This is a genomic window from Cupriavidus sp. L7L, from assembly GCF_004353535.1.
GTDB classification, from domain to species: Bacteria; Pseudomonadota; Gammaproteobacteria; order Burkholderiales; family Burkholderiaceae; genus Cupriavidus; species Cupriavidus oxalaticus_A.
The window spans coordinates 50,356-75,615 of sequence record NZ_SMNY01000011.1 but is presented as its reverse complement, the minus strand read 5'-3'; the positions used below and the strand labels follow the sequence as shown (position 1 = coordinate 75,615).

The 25,260-nt window shown below is 70.1% G+C and carries 20 protein-coding genes; 16 read left to right on the top strand and 4 right to left on the bottom strand.

Annotated features, from left to right (window positions below; genetic code table 11):
• Window positions 1–6 precede the first annotated feature (6 nt).
• Together E1J61_RS14820 and E1J61_RS14815 are read left to right on the top strand one after the other, a co-directional pair.
• A complete protein-coding gene (locus tag E1J61_RS14820; RefSeq protein WP_133094816.1) occupies window positions 7–1,146 on the top strand; it encodes a helix-turn-helix transcriptional regulator in 1,140 nt (379 codons plus the stop codon).
• A gap of 263 nt (window positions 1,147–1,409) precedes the next feature.
• Window positions 1,410–1,880 (top strand): SRPBCC domain-containing protein, encoded by a 471-nt coding sequence (locus E1J61_RS14815; RefSeq protein WP_133094815.1) that lies wholly within the window; start codon window positions 1,410–1,412, stop codon window positions 1,878–1,880.
• A 335-nt stretch (window positions 1,881–2,215) separates the two neighbouring features.
• On the opposite strand, the gene E1J61_RS14805 is transcribed toward E1J61_RS14815, so the two are convergent.
• The 4 genes from E1J61_RS14805 to E1J61_RS14790 are packed head-to-tail and all read right to left on the bottom strand — an operon-like array spanning window position 2,216 to window position 4,973.
• Window positions 2,216–2,854 (bottom strand): TetR/AcrR family transcriptional regulator, encoded by a 639-nt coding sequence (locus E1J61_RS14805; protein ID WP_133094813.1) that lies wholly within the window; start codon window positions 2,852–2,854, stop codon window positions 2,216–2,218.
• A 24-nt stretch (window positions 2,855–2,878) separates the two neighbouring features.
• Complete coding sequence (locus E1J61_RS14800) at window positions 2,879–3,256, bottom strand: nuclear transport factor 2 family protein (RefSeq protein WP_133094812.1); 378 nt, start codon at window positions 3,254–3,256, stop codon at window positions 2,879–2,881.
• Between the two features lie 18 nt (window positions 3,257–3,274).
• A complete protein-coding gene (locus tag E1J61_RS14795; protein ID WP_133094811.1) occupies window positions 3,275–4,060 on the bottom strand; it encodes an SDR family NAD(P)-dependent oxidoreductase in 786 nt (261 codons plus the stop codon).
• Between the two features lie 40 nt (window positions 4,061–4,100).
• A complete protein-coding gene (locus E1J61_RS14790; RefSeq protein WP_133094810.1) occupies window positions 4,101–4,973 on the bottom strand; it encodes an alpha/beta fold hydrolase in 873 nt (290 codons plus the stop codon).
• 129 nt (window positions 4,974–5,102) lie between these two features.
• On the opposite strand from E1J61_RS14790, the gene E1J61_RS14785 reads away from it, so the two are divergent.
• From E1J61_RS14785 to bcsA, 14 genes are all read left to right on the top strand, one after another.
• A complete protein-coding gene (locus tag E1J61_RS14785) occupies window positions 5,103–5,894 on the top strand; it encodes an SDR family oxidoreductase (protein ID WP_133094809.1) in 792 nt (263 codons plus the stop codon).
• Window positions 5,895–6,016: 122 nt separating this feature from the next.
• Complete coding sequence (locus E1J61_RS14780; protein ID WP_133094808.1) at window positions 6,017–7,585, top strand: DUF1302 domain-containing protein; 1,569 nt, start codon at window positions 6,017–6,019, stop codon at window positions 7,583–7,585.
• Window positions 7,586–7,644: 59 nt separating this feature from the next.
• On the top strand, window positions 7,645–8,427 hold the full coding sequence (gene dmpE, locus E1J61_RS14775) for a 2-oxopent-4-enoate hydratase (RefSeq protein ID WP_133094807.1): 783 nt from the start codon (window positions 7,645–7,647) through the stop codon (window positions 8,425–8,427).
• Between the two features lie 59 nt (window positions 8,428–8,486).
• Window positions 8,487–9,386 (top strand): acetaldehyde dehydrogenase (acetylating), encoded by a 900-nt coding sequence (locus tag E1J61_RS14770; RefSeq protein WP_133094806.1) that lies wholly within the window; start codon window positions 8,487–8,489, stop codon window positions 9,384–9,386.
• A gap of 11 nt (window positions 9,387–9,397) precedes the next feature.
• Window positions 9,398–10,423 (top strand): 4-hydroxy-2-oxovalerate aldolase, encoded by a 1,026-nt coding sequence (gene dmpG / locus E1J61_RS14765; RefSeq protein WP_133094805.1) that lies wholly within the window; start codon window positions 9,398–9,400, stop codon window positions 10,421–10,423.
• 90 nt (window positions 10,424–10,513) lie between these two features.
• The gene (surE, locus tag E1J61_RS14760; protein WP_133094804.1) at window positions 10,514–11,500 is read left to right on the top strand and encodes a 5'/3'-nucleotidase SurE; all 987 of its coding nucleotides are present in this window, start codon (window positions 10,514–10,516) and stop codon (window positions 11,498–11,500) included.
• 22 nt (window positions 11,501–11,522) lie between these two features.
• Window positions 11,523–12,185 carry a hypothetical protein gene (locus E1J61_RS14755; RefSeq protein ID WP_133094803.1) on the top strand — a complete coding sequence of 221 codons (663 nt, stop codon included), beginning with the start codon at window positions 11,523–11,525 and terminating at the stop codon, window positions 12,183–12,185.
• Window positions 12,186–12,512: 327 nt separating this feature from the next.
• A complete protein-coding gene (gene bcsB, locus E1J61_RS14750) occupies window positions 12,513–14,828 on the top strand; it encodes a cellulose biosynthesis cyclic di-GMP-binding regulatory protein BcsB (protein WP_133094802.1) in 2,316 nt (771 codons plus the stop codon).
• A gap of 1 nt (window position 14,829) precedes the next feature.
• Window positions 14,830–16,044 carry a cellulose synthase complex periplasmic endoglucanase BcsZ gene (bcsZ, locus tag E1J61_RS14745; RefSeq protein ID WP_133094801.1) on the top strand — a complete coding sequence of 405 codons (1,215 nt, stop codon included), beginning with the start codon at window positions 14,830–14,832 and terminating at the stop codon, window positions 16,042–16,044.
• Window positions 16,029–19,880, top strand: a complete 3,852-nt coding sequence (locus tag E1J61_RS14740) for a cellulose synthase subunit BcsC-related outer membrane protein (RefSeq protein ID WP_133094800.1) — start codon at window positions 16,029–16,031, stop codon at window positions 19,878–19,880. Before bcsZ ends, E1J61_RS14740 begins: the two co-directional genes overlap by 16 nt.
• 14 nt (window positions 19,881–19,894) lie before the next feature.
• Complete coding sequence (gene bcsE / locus E1J61_RS14735) at window positions 19,895–21,634, top strand: cellulose biosynthesis protein BcsE (RefSeq protein ID WP_133094799.1); 1,740 nt, start codon at window positions 19,895–19,897, stop codon at window positions 21,632–21,634.
• 21 nt (window positions 21,635–21,655) lie between these two features.
• Entirely contained in the window at window positions 21,656–21,859 is a 204-nt protein-coding gene (locus tag E1J61_RS14730) for a hypothetical protein (RefSeq protein WP_029047114.1), read from the top strand.
• Window positions 21,856–22,668, top strand: coding sequence for a cellulose biosynthesis protein BcsQ (gene bcsQ / locus E1J61_RS14725; protein ID WP_133094798.1), 813 nt, complete (start codon window positions 21,856–21,858; stop codon window positions 22,666–22,668). The genes E1J61_RS14730 and bcsQ overlap by 4 nt, the downstream gene beginning before the upstream one ends.
• On the top strand, window positions 22,665–25,259 hold the full coding sequence (gene bcsA / locus E1J61_RS14720; RefSeq protein ID WP_243736871.1) for a UDP-forming cellulose synthase catalytic subunit: 2,595 nt from the start codon (window positions 22,665–22,667) through the stop codon (window positions 25,257–25,259). Before bcsQ ends, bcsA begins: the two co-directional genes overlap by 4 nt.
• Window position 25,260 lies beyond the last annotated feature (1 nt).

The following is a 25,260-nucleotide window of genomic DNA, read 5'->3' as shown; positions in this document are numbered from 1 at the left end:
TCGACCATGCTGCCACATTCCCTGCAGGCCGCCGAACTCAGCGCCCTGCTCGCCCAGCTCTACCAGGGCCCCACCGAAGCCGTCCCCTGGGCCGGCTTCCTCGAAACCGTGCGCCAGCGCCTCGAGGCCGTCTTCGTCACGCTGGTGCTGCGCCACCCCGCCACCGACCGCCCCGGCCTGATCGTCAACGCCTCCGCCTACGGCCCGCACCTGCCCGGTGAACCCTCGTACAGCGAGCAGTACTACGCGCTGTGCCCCTTCCTCGACCTCCATCCCGACCGCCTCTTCAGCGCCGATGAACTGTTCGGCGAAGCCGGGTGGCTGGCCCACCCGTTCTATACCCAGTACCTCGCGCCGCTGGACCTGCGCTATATCCTCGCCGCCAACCTCGTCACCGCCGACGGCGTGGAATGCGCGCTGTTCATCAGCCGCGGCGAGGCCGGCCAGGATTTCGGCGCCACCGAGAGGGCGCTGCTGCAAGGCCTGCTGCCGCACCTGAAGCGCGCGGTCGACCTGCATGCCGCGCTCGACCTGCTGCAATCCGAGCGCGCCCTGTACGCGGAAGCCGTGGACCGGCTGCTGGTCGGCACCATCATCCTCGACGAACACGGCAAGGCCATTCGCAGCAACGACGTCGCCAGGCGCCTGCTGCAAGAGCGCGACGGCCTCCATCTGTCCGGCGGCACGCTGCACGCACACTGCCCGGTGGAAAACCGCCGCTTCCGCAAGATCCTCGAAGACGCCGCGCAAGCCCACGCACTGGCCACCTCGCGCAGCGAAGTCACGCTGCTCAGCCGCCCCGCGGCGGCCACGCCGCTGAGCGTGCTGGTGCGGCCCATTCCCCTCAGCTACCGCACCGAAGACAAGGCCCGCCGCCCCGCGGTCGCGGTATTCATCCGCGACCCGGCCGGGTCGCCGCGCAACACGCACGCCAGCCTGCGCAAGCTGTTCCACCTGACGCCAACGGAGATCGAGCTGGCCTTGCTGATGGTCGATGGCCTGACGCTGGATGAAGCAGCCGTCAGGCTCGGCGTGAAGAAGAACACGGTACGCGCGCACCTGCGGGGGATCTTTGCCAAGACCGGGGCGACAAGGCAGGCGGTGTTGGTGAAGATGCTGTTGTCTAGTGTGGTGGGGATGGGGTGAGGCACCCACAGCTCTGGGCTCGTTCAACAATCGCGTCAATGCCGAGCCGCAAGCCAACATTCCATAAAAAAAATGCCGACCATCACCCCCAAGGCCGGCACCAAGCTCACAGCATCCGGAGACTCGCGGAGCATACCCCCAGTATCCCCCAGCAACACCAAATCATCATCGTCCACCCAGACTCGTCCATTCAGGGTATGCGCCCCGCACAGCCCAGCCCTAGTGTTGGATTCCCAAACAAAGAAATGAAAGGAGACAACAGAATGGCCAAGCCAGAAAACCTGGTCACCTCAATCACCGTGGAAATCGAAGCCCCCGCTTCCCTGGTATGGGAAGTCCTGACCGACTTCCGCCGCTACGCGGAATGGAACACCTTCTGCCCCGGCCTGGAAACCACTGCGAAGCTTGGCGACATGGTCCACATGCAAGTCCGCATCCCGGGCACCGACCAGATCATCCCGGTCAATGAGTACCTCGTGGCATGGGAACCGGAACGCCTGCTGTCGTGGGAGCAACGCCCCACCGACGCAAACAAGGACGCCGCCCGCCGCGACCAGTACATAGAAGCAATCGCACCCGCCCGCACCCGCTACTTCACCACCGACCTGTTCCTGGGCCTGAACGCCGAAACCATCATGCGCGAACACGGCGCCTGGGTAAAACAGGGCTTCGACCAGGTGGCAAGGGATGTCAAGGCGCGCGCCGAAGCGCTGCACGCGCAGCGCCAGGGCTGACCCATAGCGTGGAAGACCACCCCGCCGCCGTCATTGCGGCGGGCGCTGGCTGAGCACCACCATGGCCGCAACGCCCCGGCTGCGCACGCAGGCAGCATCGCACCCATCCGGACCCGCCGTGCCGGCGGCACGGGCTTCATCGTGGCCGCCGTATGCCACGGCGACCCCATTCCCGCCTGCAAGCACCCAGGCCACTCCCAGGCCGGCCCCTACCGCGGCCAGCCCGGCCGCCCAACGCAATCCGAGCCGCTTCATCGCTGTCTCCTCCGCACCCTTTCCGGGTCCTTTGACAGCATCGTAGGCGGCGCTCGCCGCCGTCTCTTCGTCCGAGCAGACTAGGGGGTATCCCGAGGAAATGCCGGGCCGGTGGCCCCGTCCGGGCATGCACCGCGTTGCATACCAGGTGCCGCATACAGCCGCGCCAGCGATGCCGCGCACCCGGACAAGCCGGACGGCGCCAGCTGCAGCGCATGGGCGCTGAGCAAGCCCCACAGGTGCGCGACCAGCAGGCCAGCCTGGGCTGGCTCGGCCATCCGGGCCGCCAGCGCGTTGCGCAGGGTATTGGCACCCTGCAACACGCGCGCGCGCAGCGGACACAGCTCGCAGGCGGTGCCGCACTTGTGCTGCAGCAGAAACGCCAGCAGGCTGACATGGCATGCCATGCCATCGCCATCATCGCCATCGAGCAAGGCGGCAAGCGCCGGCTCCAGCAGGTCCGTGGCCGCGCCGGCGGAGCGCCGGGCCAGCGGTGCGAGCCGTTCGGCAAGATCCGCTTCGGCACAGGACAGCAGCGCGCCCATCAATGCGGCGCGCGAACGGAAATGGGCATACACCGCCCCGCGCGTCATGCCGATGGCGCGGGCCACATCCTCCAGCGTGACGCAATGCACGCCCCGCTGGCGCATCAGTTGCTGCGCGCTGGCAAGAATGCGCCCGCGCGTGGCTACGGCATCGTCTCGGCTACGCCGGACCATCGGTGCGGTGGGTGCGGTGTCGTCTTAGAGGAAATGCACGTCGTCCGGCGCCCAGTGGGCGCGCATGCTCTGGATGCGCCCGTCCGCGCCGAACGTCATGATGTCGGTCACGTCGATGCGTGCCGCCCGTCCTTCAAGCCGCGCATGCACGGCAAAGGTCAGCGCCGCGGCATTGCCGTGCGAACCGCGCGGCGGCGCCACCATCTCCAGGCGCGCGCCGAGCGAAGTGGCGTGCTGGTAGAAGGCAAGGATGGCCGGCTTGCCGGCAAGCGGCTGCGCGCCGACCGGATCCTCCACCGTGGCATCGTCCGCGTAGAGCGCGGCGATGCCCTCGGCATCGCCGGCATTGAAGCGGTCGACATAGGCAAGCAGCGTGGCTTTCATCGCGGCGCTATCGGGCATCGTGCTCTCCTCGTCCTGTCAGCGCGCGGTGTAGCCGCCGTCGATCACCAGCTCGGCGCCGGTGACATAGCGTCCGGCATCGGAGACCAGGTACAGGATGCCCGCCGCGATGTCGCGCGGCTGCCCGACTTGGCCGACCGGCGTCAGGCCGCCGAGATAGTCGAACAGCGCCTCGCCCTGCCCCGAGGCCTGGGCCACGTGCTCGAGCATTGGCGTGCGGATATAGCCGGGATGGATAGAGTTGGCGCGAATCCCCTTGGCCGCATAGAGCATGGCATCGGTCTTGGCCATCATCCGCACCGCGGCCTTCGACGCATGGTAAGGCGGCACGTCCGGCCCCGCGGCAATGCCATACATCGACGACACGTTGACGATGGCCCCGCTGCCGGCGCGCTCCATGTGCGCGATGGCATGCTTGGTGCACAGGAAGGTGCCGGTCACATTCACCGCCATCACCTTCTGCCATTGCTCCAGCGTCACCTGGTGGGTCGGTTCGTTCGGGCCTTCGATGCCGGCGTTGTTGACGAGGATGTCGAGCCCGCCGAAGCGCGCCGCCACCGCGTCCAGTACGCGCGCCACGTCGCTTTCGCTGGTGACGTCGAGCTGCCAGAACGCGGCCTCGCCGCCTGCGCCGCAGATGGCCTCGGCGGTGGCCTTGCCGTCGGCTTCCAGCACATCGAGCACGGCCACCTTCGCGCCTGCCGCCGCCAGCACACGGGCGGTTTCCGCGCCGATGCCGCGCGCGGCGCCGGTGATGGCGGCTACCTTGCCGCGCAGGTCGAACAGGCTATACGGGTATTCCATGATGTCTCCTGAGATGTCGTTGTATGGATATGCGCGCCAATTATGCCGCCACGGCCTGCGCGGTATCGGCCAGGAAGCCTAGGCATTCGCGATTGAAATACGCGGCGTGCTCGACCATCACCCAGTGCCCGCAGCGGTTGATCATGACAAAGCGGGCATCGGCGCAGCCGCCGAGGAACTTCATCGCGCCCGAAGCAGGATTGAACTGGTCCTCCGTGCCCCAGAAGCCGAGCACCGGGCAGCGGATCTCGCCCAGCCGCTCCGTCAGGTTGGGCACCCTCATGGTGGCCAGCACCTCGCGCGGCTGCTCGCGGCACACCGCCATACGCTCGTCCACCAGCGCGTCGGTGACCAGGCTGGCGTCATGCACCAGCAATTGCAGCAGCTGCCGCATGGTGTCCGGGTTCATGTGCCCGCCGGTGAACAGCGACACCATGCGCTGGATGCCTTCCATCTGGAAGTAGGTCTCGCGCTCTTCCACGCCGCCCGGGGCCATCATGACCAGCCGGCTCACATGCTCGGGATAGTCCAGCGCGTACTTCAGCGCAATCGCGCCGCCGAGCGAATTGCCGACCAATACGCAGCGCTGCAGCTCCAGTGCCACCAGCTGCTCCCGTAGCGCGGCGACGAAGAAATCCAGCGTGTATTCGACGTCATCCGGCTTGGACGACAAGCCATAGCCGGGCAGATCCACCACCACGGTACGGAAGCCCGCCGCGGCGAAGGCCGGCACGTTGAAGCGGAAGTTGCTGTGCCCGCTCGCGCCCGGGCCGCTGCCGTGGATAAAGACCACGGGTTCGCCACTGCCAGCGTCCAGGCTGTGCAGCCGCAGGCCCCCGGACGTGGTGACGAAGCGCCCGACCGGCAGGTTGGGATGCAGGGATGAAGGCGGTTGCTGTGGCGTAGCGGACATGAGGGCGTCTCCCGTGGAATCGTGCAGCGATATTGCGCAGCCACGGCCTGCCGGGCATCGTTCATTCGGACTAAGAGCGATCCTTCCACTTCTCCTACGATGGGCCCTCCATGCATCAGGGGGGACCCCATGACAGGATTCGACTACACCGGCCAGGCCGTGCTGGTGACCGGCGGCATGCGCGGCATCGGCCGCGCCATCAGCGAGGCTTTCCTGCGCGCGGGCGCGCAGGTCTTCGTCTGCGGACGCACCGCGCCCGCGCACGACGGCGAGCTGCCGAGCGCAGACGGGCGCAGCGCCCGCTTTATCGCCGCGGACATACGCGACCTCGAACAGGCCGATGCCATGCTGGCCGAGATCGCGCAGGCCAGCCCCACGCTGGACGTCGTGATCCACAACGCCGGCGGCTCGCCGTACGCGCTGCTCGCCGAAGCCTCGCCACGCCTGCTGGAATCGGTGATCCGGCTGAATCTGGTGGCACCGCTGCAGCTGGCGCAGCGCGTCAATGCCCGCATGCAGCGGCAGCCCGGCGGCGGCACGCAACTGTTCGTCGGCAGCGTCAGCGCGCTGCGGCCCTCGCCCGGCACCGCGGCCTATGGCGCCGCCAAGGCCGGCATCCTCAACGCGGTGCGCACCCTCGCGGTGGAATGGGCGCCGCGCGTGCGCGTTGCCGCGGTCAGTCCGGGCATGGTGCTGACCGACACCTCGCGCGACCAGCACTACGGCGATCCCGGGGCACTGCGCGCGATGGCCGCGACAGTGCCGCTGGGCCGCCTGGCACAGCCTGATGACATCGCCAATGCATGCCTGTTCCTGGCTTCGCCGCAGGCGTCGTATGTGTCGGGCGCCAACCTCGTGATCGATGGCGGCGGCGAACGCCCGGCCTTTCTCGACGCGGCATCGCTCAACCGCGTGCCGTAGGGAAACCGCCTAGTCCGTTCTGCCGATTTGTGCAGGTCTCCCCCTCTCTACGCTTGCGGCCAGATGCGCGCCATTCGAAGTGCCAGGCCATGAACCACCACCGAAACCAAGGGGAGACCACCATGCAACAACCACCACGCGGCCCAGTGAAGCGCCGCAGCCGGCTGCGGCCGATCGCCGCCGCGGCACTGGCTACGCTGGCCACGCTGCTCGCGCCTGCCGCGCATGCCGGCGACACCATCGAATTCGGCCGCGGCACCACGCTCGACTACAGCGTCACCGCATCCTACGGCGCCGCCGTGCGCACCGGCCACCGCAGCGACACGCTGCTGAGCCCGGCGAATATCAACGGCGACGACGGCGACCGCAACTTCAAGCCCGGCGACATGATCGCCAACCGCGTGTCGCTGCTGGGCGAGGCACATCTGCGCCACGGCGCCTTCGGCGCGCTGGTGCGCGGCAGCGTGTTCTACGACTGGGCCTACCGCGGCACCAACTCGAACAACGCGCCGTTCACGGTCAACCACAGCGGCCCGTTCAACCAGTTCACGGAATCGGCGCAGGACTACCACGAGCATCGCGCCCAGCTGCTCGATGCCTATGTCTACGGCGCCACGCCGGTCGGCGGCACGCAGTTGAGCTTCAAGCTGGGCAACCAGGTGGTGGCATGGGGCGAGAGCCTGTTCTTCGCCAATATCGCCGGCGCGCAGGGGCCAGCGGACGCCACCAAGGCGTTCGTGCCTGGCGCAGAGGTCAAGGACATCCTGCTGCCGGTGCCGCAGGCCTCGCTGCAGCTGCAGGTCACGCCGTCGTTCAGCCTGATGGGCTATTACCAGTTCACCTTCAAGCCGAACCAGCTGTCGGCGCCGGGCAGCTATTTCAGCACCAGCGACGTGGTCGGCCCGGGTGCGGAGTTCATCATCGGGCCCGGCTTCCGCATCCCGCGCGGGCCGGACGTGCGCCCGTCCGACTGGGGACAGTGGGGCGTGGGCGCGCGCTGGCGCGTGTTCGAAGGCACCGAGCTCGGGCTCTACCAGCTGCGCTACCACGACAAGAACCCGAGCGTCGTGACCTCGCTGTTCCCCACGCTGCAATACCAGGAGAAGTTCTTCGGCGGCATCAACCTGACCGGCGCCAGCTTCTCCACCCAGGTGCTCGGCGCCAACATCGCCGGCGAAGTCAGCTACAAGGACGGCATCCCGATGCTGGTAGACGTGGCCGGCTCGCCCACCGCCTCGCGCGGCAAGGCACTGCAGGGACAGCTGTCCGCGATCTACTCGGTGGGGCCGACCTTCCTCGCCAACTCGCAGTCGCTGCTCGGTGAAGTCGCCTACCTGCATGTGCTGAGCGTCGATCCGGTGATGGGCTTCAGCCAGCTGACCAACACGCGCAACTCGGCGGCGTTCCAGCTCGGCTGGTCGCTGACCTACAACAACGTGTTCGATGGCTGGGACCTGACCGTGCCCCTCACCTACGCGCACCAGTTCAGCGGCCGCTCGGCGGTGGCCGGCGCCTTCGGCACGCTGATGGGCTATGGCGACCGGCGCGCCAGCGTGGGGCTGACCTTCAAGTACCTGAACAACCTGGAGCTCAACCTGACCTACGCGGCGTTCATCGGCGGGCCGAGCATTACCAACCGTCCGCTGGCTGACCGCGACTACGTGGCGTTCAACGCCAAGTATTCGTTCTGACGCCTGCTTCGTCCCTGGCTGCCGCGGCAGGTCCGCGGCAGCGCAACCCGTTCCTCCCCATGCACCCGGACCAGATCGCCACGCTCAGCCAAGAACTCCACCACGCGCTCGTCACGCGCTCGCCGGTGCCGCCACTGAGCGGCCGCGGCCTGGCGCTGGATGTGAACGACGCCTATCGCATCCAGCAAGGCTTCATTGCCCACCGCCTCGCCGCGGGCGACCGCGTCGCCGGCAAGAAGATCGGCGTGACCAGCAAGCCCGTGCAGCAGATGCTGGACGTGCACCAGCCGGACTTCGGCATCCTGCTGCAGAGCATGCACTACGCGGCGGGCCAGCCCATTCCGACCGATACGCTGATCCAGCCCCGCGCCGAGGGCGAAATCGCCTTTTTCCTGCGGCGCGACCTGCGCGGGCCGGGCGTGACGCGCGAGGACGTGCTCGACGCGACCGAGTCGGTGGCGGCGTGCTTCGAGATCGTTGACTCGCGCATCCGCGACTGGCGCATCCGCATCGAGGACACCGTCGCCGACAACGCATCCTGCGGCGTCTACGTACTCGGCGACGAGCGCGTCAGCCCGCACGGACTCGACCTGGCCGCCTGCGCGATGACGCTGGAGAAAAACGGCGAATGCGTAGCCACGGGCCTGGGCAGCGCCGCGCTCGGCCATCCCGCCGATGCGGTGGCCTGGCTGGCCAACACGCTGGGCAGCTTCGGCATCCCGCTGCTGGCCGGCGAGGCCATCCTGTCGGGCTCGCTCGCGGCGCTGATCCCGGTCCAGGCCGGCGACCGGCTGTCCATGCACATCACCGGCATCGGCGGCTGCAGCGCCGCGTTTTGCTGACTTCCTTGCTGACTCCCTTGCTGACTTCCTGATTCCTTCCACTTGCCACGCGAGACACCATGAACAAGATCCGATGCGCCCTGATCGGGCCCGGCAATATCGGCACCGACCTGCTCTACAAGCTGCGCCGCAGCGACATCCTGGAACCGGTCTGGATGGTCGGCGTGGAGCCGTCATCCGAGGGCCTGGCGCGCGCGCGCGAGCTCGGCCTGAAGACTACCAGCGACGGCATCGACGGCCTGCTGCCGCACCTGGAGGCCGACGATATCCGCATCGCCTTCGATGCCACGTCGGCCTACGTCCACGCCGGGCACTCGGCCAGGCTGACCGCGCGCGGCGTGCGCGTGATCGACCTGACGCCGGCGGCGATCGGGCCGTTCTGCGTGCCGCCCGTCAACCTCGAGGCCCATATCGGCAGCAACGAGATGAACGTGAACATGGTCACCTGCGGCGGCCAGGCCACCATTCCGATGGTGTTTGCGGTGTCGCGCGTGCAGCCGGTGGCCTATGGCGAGATCGTGGCGACGGTGTCGTCGCGCTCGGTCGGGCCCGGCACGCGCCGCAATATCGACGAATTCACGCGCACCACGGCAGGCGCGATCGAAGCCGTGGGCGGCGCGCGCCAGGGCAAGGCCATCATCGTGATCAACCCGGCCGAGCCGCCACTGATCATGCGCGACACCATCCACTGCCTGACCGACGAGGCGCCCGACGTCGCGGCGATTACCGCGTCGGTGCACGACATGATCGCCGAGGTGCGCAAGTACGTGCCCGGCTACACGCTGAAGAACGGCCCGGTGTTCGACGGCAAGCGCGTCTCGATCTTCCTGGAGGTCGAGGGCCTGGGCGACTACCTGCCGAAGTACGCCGGCAACCTAGACATCATGACCGCCTCCGCCGCCCGCACCGCGGAGTGCATCGCCGCCGCGATGCTGTCCACCGCCACCACCACTGCCTGAGGAGCCACGCCATGGTCCAACGCATCACCCTGCACGACATGACCCTGCGCGACGGCATGCATCCGAAGCGCCACCAGATCTCGCTGGAACAGATGAAGGGCATCGCCCGCGGCCTGGACGCCGCCGGCGTGCCGCTGATCGAAGTGACCCACGGCGATGGCCTGGGCGGCGCCTCGGTCAACTACGGCTTTCCGGCGCACAGCGATGAAGAGTATTTGCGCGCGGTGCTGGGCGAACTGAAGAACGCGCACGTGTCCGCGCTGCTGCTGCCCGGCATCGGCACCGTCGACCACCTGCGCATGGCGCACGACATCGGCGTGCAGACCATCCGCGTCGCCACCCATTGCACCGAGGCCGACGTGTCCGAGCAGCATATCGGCATGGCGCGCCGGCTCGGCATGGATACCGTGGGCTTCCTGATGATGGCGCACATGGCGCCCGTAGAGGTGCTGGTGCAGCAGGCGCTGCTGATGGAAAGCTATGGCGCCAACTGCCTGTACATCACCGACTCGGCCGGCCACATGCTACCGCACGACGTCACCGAAAAGCTGACCGCGGTCCGGCAGGCGCTGCGTCCCGAAACCGAACTGGGCTTCCACGGCCACCACAACCTCGCCATGGGCGTGGCCAACTCGCTCGCCGCGATTGCCGCCGGCGCCACCCGCATCGACGCCGCCGCCGCGGGCCTGGGCGCCGGCGCGGGCAACACGCCGATGGAGGTGCTGGTGGCGGTGTGCGAGCGCATGGGCATCGAGACCGGCGTCGATGTGTTCCGCATCGCCGACGTGGCCGAAGACCTGGTCGTGCCGATCATGGACCAGCCCATCCGCATCGACCGCGACGCGCTGACGCTGGGCTATGCCGGCGTGTATTCGTCGTTCCTGCTGTTCGCCAAGCGCGCCGAGGCCAAGTACCGCATCCCCGCGCGCGAGATCCTGGTCGAACTGGGCCGGCAGCGCCTGGTGGGCGGCCAGGAAGACATGATCGAGGACACGGCGATCACGCTGGCGCGCGCGCGGGGATTGCTCGCGGCGTAGGGCGCCGCTTCATCGGTTCGCTTCATTACTTTTACCCGGCGCCGCGGCCATGCAGCGCTTTCCACACCATCAGAACGAGGAACTGGTTCCATGCTTCGACTTCCCGCCGCTTTGCGGCTGAGTCTCGCTGCCGCGGCCCTGGCCGCTGTGGCCACCCCCGCCCAGGCGCTCAATGTGCTGCTGACCAATGACGACGGCTGCGCCGCGCCCGGTATCACCGCGGTGCGCAAGGCCTTGCAGGATGCCGGGCACCGCGTCATCACGGTTGGCCCGGCCAGCAACCAGAGCGGCTCCGGTGCCGCCTATGCCGTGCCCGACGGACGCACGCGGCTGGTGGTGGAACCGCTGGCCGGCGGCGCCGACACGTACTGCGTGCACCGGGTCAAGCCCACCTACGTGGCCGGCGGCGCGCTCAACGCCACCAATGCCGACTACATCGGCAGCGGCTCGCCGGTCGATGCCACCGCCATGGGCCTGAAGATCGTCGGCCCGGAAAGCGGTTTCACGCCCGACCTCGTCGTCTCCGGCGCCAACTTCGGCGAGAACCTGTCGGACTCGATCCCGCATTCGGGGACGGTGATGAACGTGCTGTTCGCCGCGCGGCGCGGCGTGCCGGCCATCGCGTTGAGCGTCGGCGTCGACTTTGCCGAGGCGCGCAGCGGGTTTCCGGCAACGCTGGCAGCCTTTCCCAAGGCCGGGGCCTTCCTGGCCCGCGTGATCGCCAGCCTGGAGGCCACGCGGCGCGCGGGGCAGCCGTTGCTGCCCGTGGCCAATCCGCTCAGCATCAACTACCCGATCACCGCGGGCGGCCAGGCCCCGGCCGGCGTGCGCCTGACCGTGCCGGGCACGGTGGATTCGTTCACCACCGCATACAAGCGCAATGCCGACAACACGGTGTCGATCGAAGCCGGCGCAGCGGATGCCGAGTTGAAGGCGCTCGCCCGCACCGCCGAGACCCCGGCGTTCCTGGCCAAGTTCATCACCATCTCGCCGCTCGACGTGGATTTCCGCCCGACGCCGCTTGCGCGCGGCCTGTTCAACCGCTCGCACCGCGACCTGGCCGCGCTGGCGCCCTGAGGACGACACTGAGGAAGACATCATGGGCAAGCAACCTGGAAACTGGCGCCACCTCGTGCTCGCAGGCGCGGTGGCGGCCCTGGCGGCATGCGGGGATGACGAATCGCGCGACATCGGCGGCACCGCCGCGGTCGGCGCGGCCCTGGCAGGCGCATCGGTCCAGCTGCGCGACACGCAAGGCCAGGTGCGCCAGGCCACCGCCGACGCCAGCGGCGCCTTCCGCCTGCACAGCGTGCCGGACGGCGCGGTGATGGTGCGTTGCGACGGCGGGCAGGCACAGGGCGAGGCCAACCGGCAGCGGCTCCACGGCCTGGTGCTGGCCGGGCAAACCGTCAATTGCACCCCGTTGACCGAACTGGCACTGTGGAAGCTGCTGGACGGGCCGCCGGCGCAAGCCTTCGACAGCTTCGGCCCGCAGCACGCGGCGCGCCTGAGCGCCGATGCCATCGCGGCGGCCGAGCAGGCGGTGCTTGACGCGCTGGCCGAGGGCGCCGGTGTCGGCATCGATCCCGCCGCCGTGCCGCGCCGCTGGCATGACACGCCGCTTGCGGCCGGCAACCCCGCCGATCCGCACGACGCCGCGCTGGATGCCATGCGCGAGGCGATCGCCGACCAGCCAACCCTGGACCTGATGGGAGAGATGGTGCTGCACGGCGTTTGCCGGGCAGACGATTCCTGCGGGTAAGTGGCACGCCGGAGTGGACGGAGTGAAGCGCGGGCGACTTGCCGTGCTTCCGCGCCGGTGCTTCTCCTACCAAACCGCGCGGAAATGTCCCCTTTGGCAAGAGGGTGGCTTTTCCGCCTTTTTTATTCGCCGTTGAATCTTTTTTAGAGCGCTGTCGCAAAGTGGAGCCCCGGGGTGCATTTGCAGCTACACTTGCGCGACCGTTATCAGCCAGAAGCCGTACCAGTTGCCGCAACATTGCGCCGTGCCATCGCGGCGGGTATCAAAGTTCCCGCGCCGCGTGGGCCGTCCGCCCTGGAAGCATGCAAAGGAACTGCCATCCTGCCCATGACCCGCTCCGTCCCGCCCCGCTTCCACCGGCCCCCGCTACACGCCGCCGCCGGCCTGCTCGCCCTGTCATGCCTCTCGTGGCCGGCGGGCGCGCAAGCTCCGGCCGCGGGCGCCGCGTCCGTGCCTGCCGCAAGGCCGTCAGCCACGCTCCTCACGCCTGCCGCAACCGCGCCGGCCAACTCCGCCACCCACGTCCTCACCCTGCGCCAGATGGGCGCCTACGGCCCGATCGCGCTGCGCGGCGTGGACCACGCGCGCCAGCTCGATATCGGCGTGCGGCTCGATGAAGTGGTCACGGCGGCCAGGCTCAAGCTGGCGTTTACCTATTCGCCGGCGCTGGTGTTCCCGCTGTCGCATATCAAGCTGACGCTGAACGACGAGGTCATCGCGACTTTGCCGCTGGAAGAGAAGGAAGCCGGGCGACTGGTCACGCGCGAGCTCGATATCGACCCGCGCTTCTTCACCGACTTCAACCACCTGCGGGTGCGGCTGATCGCGCACTACACGCTGGATCATTGCGAGGACCCGCTGCACTCGAGCCTGTGGGCCGACATCAGCCCGGCCACCACGCTGACGCTCAATACCTCGCGCGTGTCGCTGCCGGATAACCTGGCGCTGCTGCCGGCACCGTTCTTCGACCGCCGCGACAACCGCCGCGTGACCGTGCCGTTCGTGCTGCCGGCCGGCGCCGACAGCGCGACGCTGCGCGCCGCCGGCGTGGCGGCATCGTGGCTGGGCGCGCTGGCCGCCTGGCGCGAGGCGCGCTTCCCCGTGGCGCGGACCGCGCCGGCCGGCAGCGATGCCATTGCCTTCGTCACGCCGCAGACCATTCCGGCGGGCCTTAACCTGCCGGCGATCGCCGGCCCCACCGTGAGTCTCATGCCCAACCCGGCCAGCCCGGACCGCAAGCTGCTGGTGGTGGCCGGCCGCAATGCGCAGGAGCTGCAGACCGCGGTCAATGCCCTGGTGCTGGGCAAGGTGGCCATGGCCGGCAACAGCGCGCGGGTGGAGTCGGTCGACATAGGCAAGCCGCGCCGGCCCTATGACGCGCCGGCGTGGGCGCCGACCGACCGCCCGGTGCTGTTACGCGAACTGGTGGAGGACCCGCGGGACCTGCAGGTCGCCGGCGGCAACCCGAACCCGATCCGCGTCAACCTGCGCGTGCCGGCGGACCTGTACGACTGGACCCGCAGCAACGTGCCGCTGAACCTGCGCTACCGCTACACCGCGCCGCCCACCTACAACGACTCGGTACTGAGCATCGACATCAACGACCAGCTGGTGCGCTCGTACCGGCTGCGCCCGCTGGCCAGCACCGACGACCACAACGTGGTCAGCGTGCCGCTGCTGTCGGGCACCACCGCGTCGGCGGCGCAGCGGGTCGGCATCCCGGCGTTCCGCGTCGGCAGCAACAACCAGATGCAGTTCCAGTTCCATATCGATTCGCAGAAGACGGCGCTGTGCAGCTCCACCGCGACCGACGTGGCCCGTGCGGCGATCGATCCCGACTCGACCATCGACTTCAGCCAATTTTCCCACTACACCGGCCTGCCCAACCTGGCGTACTTCGCCAACAGCGGCTATCCCTTCACCCGGCTGGCCGATCTCGCCGACACCGCCGTGGTCGTGCCCGACGCGCCGACCGCGACGGACCAGGAAGCGCTGCTGTCGCTGCTGGGCCACATGGGCAAGTGGACCGGCCTGCCGTCGCTGCGCGTGACGGTGGTGCCGACGGCAAAGATCGATACCGTGCGCGACCATAACCTGCTGCTGATCGGCACCGGCAGCGGCGCCGCCACGCTGGAAAAATGGGGCAAGTCGCTGCCGCTGCTGATCGCGCGCGGCAAGACCGAGATCTCGCTGCGCGACCAGCGCACCAGCATCCGGTCGAACTGGCTCGCCGGCGTGCGCGAAGACCCGGTCACGCCGGTGGGGCGCGCCATCCTGTCAGCCGATGGCCCGGTGGCGGCGCTGGTCGGCTTCGAATCGCCGCTGGCCGACGGCAATACCGTGGTCGCGCTGACCGCCACCGAGGACCGCCGCGTGGCCGACGTGCTGGACGCCCTCGAGAACCCCGGCAAGGTGGCGCAGATGCGCGGCGACCTGACCGTGATCCGGCAGGACCAGGTCGATGGCCTGCGCCTGGGCGAGCGCTACTACGTCGGCGACCTGCCGTGGTATGCGCGCATCTGGGTGCGGGTGTCGGCCTTCCCGAGCCTGATGGCGATCGGCGGGTTGCTGGCCGGACTGGTGGTGGCGCTGTCGCTGTTCTGGACATTGGGCAGGCTGGCGGCGCGGCGCGGCGGGAGCTGACATGCGGCGCACGCTGACAGGGCTGGGCCGATGGCTGGCGGCCGGCGCGCTGGCCTGTGCCGCGCTGGCCCCCATTGCGGCCAATGCCGCGCCCGCACCGGCCTGCAAGTGGGCCGACTGGGATGCCTTCCGCCAGCACCTCATGAGCGCCGACGGGCGCGTGATCGACCGCAGCTCGGACCAGCAGGCGACCGTGTCCGAAGGCCAGGCCTATGGCCTGTTCTTCGCGCTGGTGGCCAATGACCGCGCCAGCTTCGAGAAATTGCTGGCCTGGACCGAGAACAACCTGGCGCAGGGCGACCTGGCCTCGCGCCTGCCCGCGTGGATCTGGGGCAAGCTCACGCCCGCGCAGGCAGCCAGCGCCGGCCATGTGGACAACCCGGGCAGCGGCTGGGGCGTGATCGACAGCAACCCGGCATCCGACGCTGACCTGTGGATCGCCTACGCGCTGCTGGAAGCGGGCCGGCTGTGGCAGGAGCGCCGCTTCACCGCGCTCGGCACCTTGCTGGCGCGCCGCATCCTGCGCGAGGAAACCGCGCTGCTGCCCGGCCTGGGCCGCACCGTGCTGCCGGGACCGCAGGGCTTCAGGCTGGGCGACAAGCGCTGGCGCCTGAACCCCAGCTACGTGCCGCTGCAGGTGATGCGCCGGCTCGCCGCCGCGCTGCCGGAAGAGCCGGCGTGGCAGCAGATGGTCGGCACGTCGGCGCGGCTGATGCTGGACACCGCGCCGCGCGGCTTTTCACCCGACTGGGTCGAATACGAAGCCGGCCGCGGCTTCCTGCCCGACGCGGCCACCCGCGCCGAAAGCGCCTACAACGCGATCCGCGTCTACCTGTGGGCCGGCACGCTGCCGGCCGACGAGCCCCAGCGCGCCGCGCTGCTGCGCACCTTCACGCCGCTGGCCGACTATGTCGCGGCCAGGGGCTACCCGCCCGAGCGCATCGATACCCAGACCGGCCAGCCCGGCCCCAACGCGGGCAACGGCGGCTTCAGCGCCGCGGTGGCGCCTTACCTGGCCGCGCTCGGCCGCGCCGAGCAGGCCGCCGCGCAGGCGCGCCGCACGCGCGAGCTGGCGCAGCGCGAGCCCGGCGGCCAGGCCGGCTACTACACCCAGGTGCTGACGCTGTTCGGGCTCGGCTATCTCGACGGCCAGTACCGCTTCGCCCAAGACGGCGCGCTGCTGCCCGCATGGAAGACCGGATGCCCCGCGCGCTGAACCCGATCCTGCTGCCGGCACTGCTCGGCGCCGCCACGGTGGCACCGATGGCGGCCGCGCCGGCGCTGGCCCAACAGGCACAGCAGGCCGCAAAGCCCTCGCCCGAACTGGCGCAGCTGCTGTCCGCGGCACGCATGTGGGAAGCCAAGAACCGCACCGACGTGGCCCGCGGCATCCTCGACAAGGCGCTGCTGATCGATCCCAACCAGCCCGACGCGCTGATGCTGATGGGCCAGATCGAGCTGCGCTCCAACCGCCCGCTCGAAGCCGAGAAGATCCTGCGCCGGCTGCGCCAGGCCAACCCCGGCCATCCCGCCACGCTCGAACTGGAAGACGCCTGGCGCATCGCCACGCGCGACAAGGCCGAGATGGCGCGCATCCGGCTGCTGGCGCGCGCCGGCAAGTCCGACGAAGCGATCGCCCGACTGCACAGGCTGTTCCCGCACGGCGCCCCGCGCGGCGAGCTGGCGATCGATTACTACCGCATCCTGGCCGGCACGCCCGCCGGGCGCACCGCCACCATTGCCGAGCTGCGCACGCGCGTGCGCCAGAACCCTGACGACCTGCGCCTGCAGATGGCACTGGCCAGCCTGCTGACCGACCGCGAGGCGACGCGCCAGGAAGGGCTCGGCATCCTGCAGCGCATTGCCCGGCGGCCCGACGGCGACCGCAAGGGCGCGCTGAAGATGTGGCGGCGCACGCTCTACAACGTCAGCGACGATCCCGCGTACTACAAGTGGTACGAGGCCTACCTGCAGGAAGTGCCGGACGACGCCGCCGCGCGCCAGACGCTGGCCGAGCTGGGCAAGCACGGCACCGCGCGCCAGCGCGAGCAGGCCAGCCCGGCCTACCAGGCGCGGCGCGAGGGCGAGAAGCAGCTGGCGCGCGGCAATGTGCGCGAGGCCGAAACCGCGCTGGAGAGCGCCAACCGCAAGCGCCGCAACGAAGGCGAGACACTTGGCAACCTGGGGCTGGTGCGCCTGCGCCAGGGACGCCACGACGAAGCGCGCGAACTGTTCACGCGCGCCGCCGAGCTCGATCCCGGCAACCGCGGCAAATGGCGCAGCCTGCAGGGCACCGCCACGTTCTGGGGCACGCTGGCGCGCGCGCGCGAGGCCAATGCCCAGGGCAAGCCGGCGCAGGCCGAAGCGCTGGCGCGCCAGGCGCTGCAGCAGCAGCCGGACAACGCCAATGCCCGCGCCATCCTCGCCGACGCGCTGATCGCGCAGGACCAGCCGGCCGAGGCCGAACGCCTGCTGCGCGCCAACCTTGCCGGCCCCGAGCCGGATATCGGCAGCCTGCGCACGCTGGTCAGGCTGCTCAATGAAAGCGGGCGTGGCGACGAGACCGGGCCACTGATCGCCAGCACCGCAAGCCGCCTCAAGGACTCGGCCGAAGAGCTGCGCAGCCTGCGCGCCGAACTGCTCGCGCTGCAGGGCGAACAGCTGCTGGCGCAGCGCAAGCAGAGCCCGGCGCTGGCACGGCTGGAAGAATCGATCCGGCTGGCGCCGCAGGATCCCTGGACGCGCTTCACGCTGGCACGCGCCTACCGCGACCTGGGCCTGCCCGTGCTGGCCCGGCGCGTGATGGACGAAGGCGTGGCCGCCGCCGGCAACGCCGAGATGCGCTATGCCGCGGCGCTCTACCTGAATTCGGTCGACGACATCGACGCCGCCAGTGCGCTGCTGGCTGGCGTGCCGGACGCCGAGCGCTCCGACGGCATGCGCCGCCTGTCCGGCAACCTGGCCGCGCAGCGCCTGCTGCGCGAAGCGCGCCAGCTGTCCGCGCAGGGCCGCGAAGACGAAGCCATGGCCCGGCTGCGCGCGGCCGCAGCCGAGGTGCCCGACGATCCGCAGATGCTGGCCTCGGTCGGGCGCGAATGGATCGCGCTGGGCCAGCCGGACACCGGCCTGAAGCTGGTCACGGACTGGCTCGACGCGCATCCGGACGACCCCGCCATCGACGTGCGCATCCGCTATGGCGAACTGCTGGCCGCGGCCGGGCGCGACGATGCGCTGCGCGCGTGGATCGCCGACGTGCGCGCGCGTCCCGGCCTGAACGCCGCGCAGCGCGCCGATCTCGACGACCAGTCGCTGCGGCTGGCGGTGCGCGAGAGCGACCGCCTGATTGCCGAGGGCGATTTCGCCGGGGCGCAGCGCACGCTGATGGCCGTGCCCGCAGCGCAGCAGCGCGAGCGCCGCTGGCTGCTGGCGCTGGCCGACCTGCGCGAGGCCCGCGGCGACTATGCCGGCGCCGCCGACGCCGCGCGCCAGGTGCTGGCGGCCAACCCGACGGACGCCGGCGCGCGCCTGATGGTGGCCAACATGCTGGAGCGCCAGGGCGACGAGAACCAGGCGCTGGAGATCGTGCGCGCGGTGCTCGCCGATACCCCGGAGGACGACATCGACACGCGCCTGTCGATCGCGCGCCGCTTCACGGCGATGCGGCGCGAGGACGAGGCGGTGGCGGTGGTCGGCCCGCTGCGCCAGCGCTATCCCGGGCGCGCCGACATCGCGGTGCAGGCCGGGCGCATCGCGCAGTCGCGCGGCGATTTCGACCAGGCCGCGGCGCTGTACCGCGAGGCGCGCGTGCTGGAGCAGCGCGAGGGCGTCAGCCCGGGCCCCGAGGGCGCCGAAGGCACCGCGGCCGGCCGCGCGCTGGCCTCGCTCGAAGCCCGGCGCGAAGGCCAGGTGGCCTCGGCGGTGCTGTTCTCGCACAAGACCGGCGATCCCGGCATCTCGCGCCTGCTGGCAACCGAGATCCCGCTGTACGTGCGCATTCCGCACGGCTACACCGGCCACACCTTCTTCCATGCCGACACGGTGCTGCTCGATGCCGGCACGCTGCCCGCCGACAACCTGTCCGCCTCGCGCGACTTCGGGCGCATCCGCGCGCTCGGCAACACCGGCCTCGGCCCGATCGGCCAGAACGACCGCGGCGTGGCGCTGGCGGCCGGCTACGAGTTCAACGGCGCCTACAACAGCTGGCGTGCCGACATCGGCACCACGCCGCTGGGCTTCCTGCGGCAGAACATCGTCGGCGGGCTGCGCTGGCGCGGCGAGATGGGGCCGGCATCGACCACCATCGACGTCTCGCGCCGCGCCGTCACCAGCAGCCTGGTGTCGTACGCCGGCGCCACCGATCCCGCCCATGTCGACCCGGCCACCGGCGTGGTCTCGCCCGCGGCCACCTGGGGCGGCGTGGTGCGCAACGGCGTGCATGTGCGCTATGCGCGCGACGTGGGGCGCTTTGGCCTGTTCGCCGATCTGGGATACGGCATCTACACTGGTCACAATGTCCTGACCAACCGCGAGTTCACCGTGCGCACCGGCTTCGACGTGCCCGTCTTCGTGCGGCGCGACCAGCGCCTCACCAGCGGCCTGGTGCTGAACTACTGGCGCTACAGCGAGAACGAGCGCTACTACAGCTTCGGCCACGGCGGCTACTACAGCCCGCAGCGCTACCTGTCGTTCGGCATCCCGCTGGACTGGACCGGGCGCCGCGACAAGCTGTCGTGGCGCGTGCGCGGCTCGGTGGGGCTGTCGAGCACGTATGAGAAGTCGATGCCGTACTACCCGACGGATTCCCGGCTGCAGGAACTCTCCGGCAATGCCACCTATGGCGGCGGCTCCGGCGGCGGCTTCAGCTATACCATCGGCGCGGCGATCGAGTACCGTCTTGCCCCGCACTGGGTCGCCGGCGCGGTGTTCGAGATCGACCGCTCGCGCGACTACGCGCCAATCCGCGCGCAGGCCTACGTGCGCTATATCTTCGACAAGCAACAGGGCCCCGTGCCCTACCCGCCCACCCCGGTGCGGCCGTATTCGACTTACTGAGCCATCCCGACACGATGAACGACGCCAGCCGCCCCACCGCCCCGCCGCCGCCGCGCACGCGCAACAAGCCGCGCGCCTGGCTGCAGGCGCGCCCGGCGCTGGCCATCGATGCGCTGCCGCCGGCGCTGGCGGCGCTCGAGCCCACCGCCGTGCACGTGGTCTATGCCGACGCCACGCCCGCCTGCGACGCGCTGTTCTGGCAGAGCGCGGCACGGCTGCTGCGCGCACGCACCACGGTACTGTCCCCGCGCGAACCGGCCGGGATCGCCGACATGCTGCGCGCGCACGGCCTCGACATCGAACGCTCGCGCACGCTGCATCCGCGCGCCAACGTCTGCACGCTGCGTGGCGTGCCCGGCCGCTCCGGCATCGCCGTGCTGACCGAAGCGCTGCAGGCCATGGTGGACCAGTGCGGCGCACAGGGCAGCCAGTTCCTGGTGGAAGGCGCGCAGGCGTATTTCCGCTGGGACGACCCGGTCGCGCTGGCCGATGACGGCGAGCTGCTGGCACGATGGTGCAGAAGCAACAGCTGTGGCGTGCTGCTGGTGATGGCGCCGCCCGGCGGCACGGAAACGCTGCAGCTGGCGTCGCTGGCGGGGTTCCACCGGCATTTCGCCGGCGTCGCGCGGCTGGCGCAGCAGCACGGGCACTTTGTCTGGGAAGTCGGCTTCTGGCGCCACAAGGACGCGATCCTGCCGCCCGAGATGGTGCCGCTGCGCTTCTCGCCGGTAGACCGCGGCCTGGTGGCTGGCAGCGGCGCCGACGAAGCCATCGCGCCCGGCGAGGCGCCGACGCTGCTGGCCCCCGACGAGGACCGGTTCATCGTCAGCCGCGCAGCCGTGCTGCGCGAACGCTGGATCCCCGCGCACTGGCAGGTGGTCGACGACAACGCCGCCGCGGTGGCCGCCGCCGCCGGAGCGGTCGCGGCCACCGTGGTGTTGCACTACGGCCAGATCGCCGAGCTCGAGACCCTGGCCGGCCAGGTGCACCAGCTGCGCCATGACGGCGGCAAGGCGCTCAAGATCGTGGTGCGCGAGGACCACGAGATCCTGCGCCAGCGCTACGAGCTGCTGATGTTGACGCTGGGCGCCAGCCTGGTGATCCACCGCAACACGCCGTTCGCGCGCGTGCAGACCATGATCGAGGCGATCCAGGGCCAGGTGTTCTCGCGCCCGATCCTGCCGGACTACAAGAACGCGCTGTCCGCGGTGGTAGCCACCGCCGCCACGGGCTACGTGCCGCCCGCCGACTTTGTCTCGCTGGTGCGCACCACGCTCGAACGCAGCAGCGTGATCCGGCTGCCGCACGTGCTGCTGGAGCTGCCGCTGCTGCCCGAGGTGGCGCATGTCGACGCGCTGCGCGCGTGCCAGATGCAGGATGCCGGCGACCTGTGCACCGCCGGCAGCAACGCGGTCTACGCCTTCTTCTTCGCCTGCCGCATGGAGAACGTCGAGACCGCGTGCCGCCATGTGTTTGTGCGGCCGATGTCCGAGCTGTTCGGCGGGGAGCTGCGCTGCGGCGATCCCGAATCGATCCTGGGCTCGCTCAAGCGGCTCGAATCCGATCTCGCGCAGCGCCCGGTGCAGGACTACAGCGGCTGGCTGGCCAGCCAGCCCGGTCCGTCGCCGGTGGCGGCGCCGGCGGAACTGCCGCCGCAGGACGCGCCGATCCCGCTGCCCGCGACCTCGCGCGCGCGCCGTGGCCGGCGCGCGCAGCCACAGGCGTTTGCCATCCCGCTGAAGCCGCAACGCTAGGCAAGATCGACAGGAAACACCATGGACTTGTTTCTCGGCTATTTCATCTGGGGGCTGATCCTGGCCGTGCCGGTGGCCTGGGTCGTCTGGCACTTCCGGCTGCTGCGCCTGCTGCCGCGCTGGCGCCTGCCGCGCGCGCGCCGCGCGGTGCGGCTGCCGCCCCAGCTGCAGCCGGTGGTGATCCGCGGCCGGCGCTGGCGCGAGGCGAGCGGAGAGCGCGAATGAAGACCGTGGCCATCGTCTCGACCGTCGGCGGCGCGGGCCGCACCACCGTCACCGCCGAACTCGCCACGCTGCTGGCCTGGCACGGCCATCCGGCGCTGGCCGTCGAATGCGACCCGCGCGGGGTGCTTGGCTTCCACTTCGGCCTGCGCGCGCCGGCCGGCGCAGGGTTGTGCAACAGCGCCAGGTGGAATGAGGCGGGTCAGCGCAGCGACGACGGCGTGCTGTTCGTGCCGTGGGGCGATCCCGGCAGCGCGGCCGAGCAAGGCCGCATGGCCGAGCGGATGGAGCGCGATCCGCACTGGCTGCGCGGCCTGCTGGCCCAGGTCGACCTGCCTGCCAATGCGCTGGCGCTGGTCGACAGCGCGCCGTGGCCGTCGCCGTATGCGCGCCAGGCCATTGCCGCGGCCGATCTCGTGCTGGTGCTGGTGCCGCCGCAGCCGCAGACCTGCGCCACGCTGCCGCCGCTGCGCGCGGCGCTGCGCGAGAGCGGCGCCGCCGTGGCCTGCGCGGTCACGCGGCTGCAGCCGGCGCGCCAGCTCCATACCGATATCTCGGTGCTGCTGCGCGCCACGCTGGACGGCGAGCTGCTGCCGTATGAAGTGCACGAGGACGCCGCCGTGCCCGAAGCCTTTGCCCGCGGCGAGAGCTTCTGCCGCAGCACGCCGTACTCGCAGGCGGCGCATGACCTGCAGGGGTTGGCCTCGTGGGTATCGGGCTGGAGCCTGCTGGCCGTGCGCGGCAACGCCGGACCCGCCAGCGTGCGCGACATGGGCGCCCGCCAGATGGCCGCCGAGGCCGACCGGACATGATGCGCGCGCTGCTGCCCCTGCCGCTGCGCCAGCGCGCGGCCGACTGGTTCCAGGCGCTGCGCCGCGCGCTGGCGCGCGAGCTGGGCGTGGCCGCCGAGGCCCCGGTCAGCCTGTGGCTGCTGCGGGTGTTCTTCCGCACCCCGCCGCGCGGGCGCCCCGACCTGGCGCTGCTCACCGCCAGCTGGATGCGCCGGCGCCTGCGCCAGCGCCTGGACATCCCGCGCCACCGGCACGGCCCCGGCATCTGGCTGAGCCGGGCGCTGCTGCGGCCCCCGCGCGCACTGGTGCCGCTCGCCGCAGACGTGCACCATCGCCGCAAGCCGCAGGCGCCGCCCGAGCCGAGCGCGCTGCGCCGCTGGTTCCGCAGCTGGCTCGAGCCGGTCTACTTCCGCGCCAAGCGGCTGCGCCGGCGACTGCTGGCGCGGCTGCCGGGCATCGACTGGAAGCGCGTGGGACTGCGCCTCGAGTCGCTGTCGCCCACCTTGTCCGGCGTGCCGTGGCTAATGCCGGCGCCGCTGTCGCTGGCCGCCGCCGCGGGCATCCTGCTGTGCACCACGCCGCTGCCACTGCGCGACCAGCTCCTGCTGGCCGTGCTGATCATCCTGGGGCTGCTGGTGCTGCGCCGCATCCCGGGGCGCGCCGCCACGCTGGCCATGGCCGCGCTGTCGGTAATGATGGCCGGCCGCTATATCTGGTGGCGCATCACGACCACGCTGCAGTTCGAGAGCGTGCCGGAGGCTGTCTTCGGCTACCTGCTGTTCGCGGCCGAGGTCTATACCTGGATCGTGCTGTTCCTGGGCTACGTGCAAACCATCTGGCCGCTCAACCGCCAGCCGGCGCCGCTGCCTGCCGATACCGCGAGCTGGCCTACCGTCGACGTGCTGATCCCCACCTACAACGAGCCGTTGCGGGTGCTGCAGCCGACCGTCTATGCCGCGCTGGGACTGGACTGGCCGCAGGACAAGCTGCGCATCTATATCCTCGACGACGGTGCCCGCGACGAAGTGCGCGACTTCGCGCGCGACGCCGGCGTGGGCTACCTGGCACGCACCGAGCACGCGCATGCCAAGGCGGGCAATATCAATTCGGCGCTGCGGCACACGCAGGGCGAGTACGTCGCGATTTTCGACTGCGACCACATGCCGGTGCGCTCCTTCCTGCAGATGACGATGGGCGAGTTCCTCGCCGACCCCAAATGCGCGATGGTGCAGACGCCGCACCATTTCTTCTCGCCGGACCCGTTCGAGCGCAACTTCGACACCTTCCGCCGCGTGCCCAATGAAGGCAGCCTGTTCTACGGCCTGATCCAGGACGGCAACGACTTCTGGAATGCCACCTTCTTCTGCGGTTCGTGCGCGGTGATCAAGCGCGCGCCGCTGGAAGAAGTCGGCGGCATCGCGGTGGAGACCGTGACCGAGGACGCCCACACCGCGCTCAAACTGCATCGCCGCGGCTACAACAGCGCCTATATCCGCATCGTGCAGGCCGCCGGGCTCGCCACCGAGAACCTGGCGGGCCATATCGGCCAGCGCATCCGCTGGGCGCGCGGCATGGCGCAGATCTTCCGCATCGACAATCCGATGTTCGGCAAGGGCCTGCACCTGTTCCAGCGCCTGTGCTACACCAACGCGATGCTGCACTTCTTCTACGGCGTGCCGCGGCTGATCTTCCTGACCATGCCGATCGCGTACCTGTATTTCGGGCTGCATGTGATCCATACCTCGGCGGTACTGATCATGGCCTACGTGCTGCCCTACCTGTTCGTCGCCAACATCACCAACTCGCGCCTGCAGGGACGCTACCGGCATTCGTTCTGGGCCGAGGTCTATGAATCGGTGCTGGCGTGGTACATCGTGCTGCCGACCACGATGGCGTTCATCAACCCGAAGCTGGGCAAGTTCAACGTCACGGCCAAGGGCGGACAAATCCGCGAGGAATACCTGGACTGGACCATTTCCAAGCCTTACCTGGTATTGCTGGCGCTGAACGTGATCGCGCTGCTGCTGGGGCTGGGGCGCATCCTGTTCGATCCGGCCTTCGAGCCCTCGGCGATCATCATGAACCTGGGCTGGGCGCTGGCCAACCTGGTGATGCTGGGCGCGGCCATCGGCGTGGCGCGCGAGGCGCGCCAGGTGCGCGTGTCGCACCGCATCCCGATGCGCGTGCCGGCGACGCTGCTGCTGCCCGACGGCCGCACGCTCGCCTGCAAGACCGAGAATTACTCGCTGGGCGGGCTGGGCCTGGCGCTGCCGGTGGAGGCCAGGGTCGAGCCCGGCACGCACGTCGGCGTGTGCCTGTCGCGCGGCACCCGCAGCTACCATTTCCCGGCGGTGGTGACGCGCAATGTCGAGCGGCAGATGGGCGTGCGTTTCGACGGCATGGACGCGCGCACCGAGCAGCAACTGGTCCAGTGCACCTTCGGCCGCGCCGACGCCTGGATCCACTGGGTCGACGAGCAACCGGTGGACGTGCCGCTGCGCGGTCTCAAGGAAGTGATCGAGATGGGCTACCAGGGGCTGCTGCGGCTGGTCGATGCGTTCCGCGGCGCCACCACGGCGCTGGCCGAGCGCGTGCGCCCGCGACGGCTCTGAA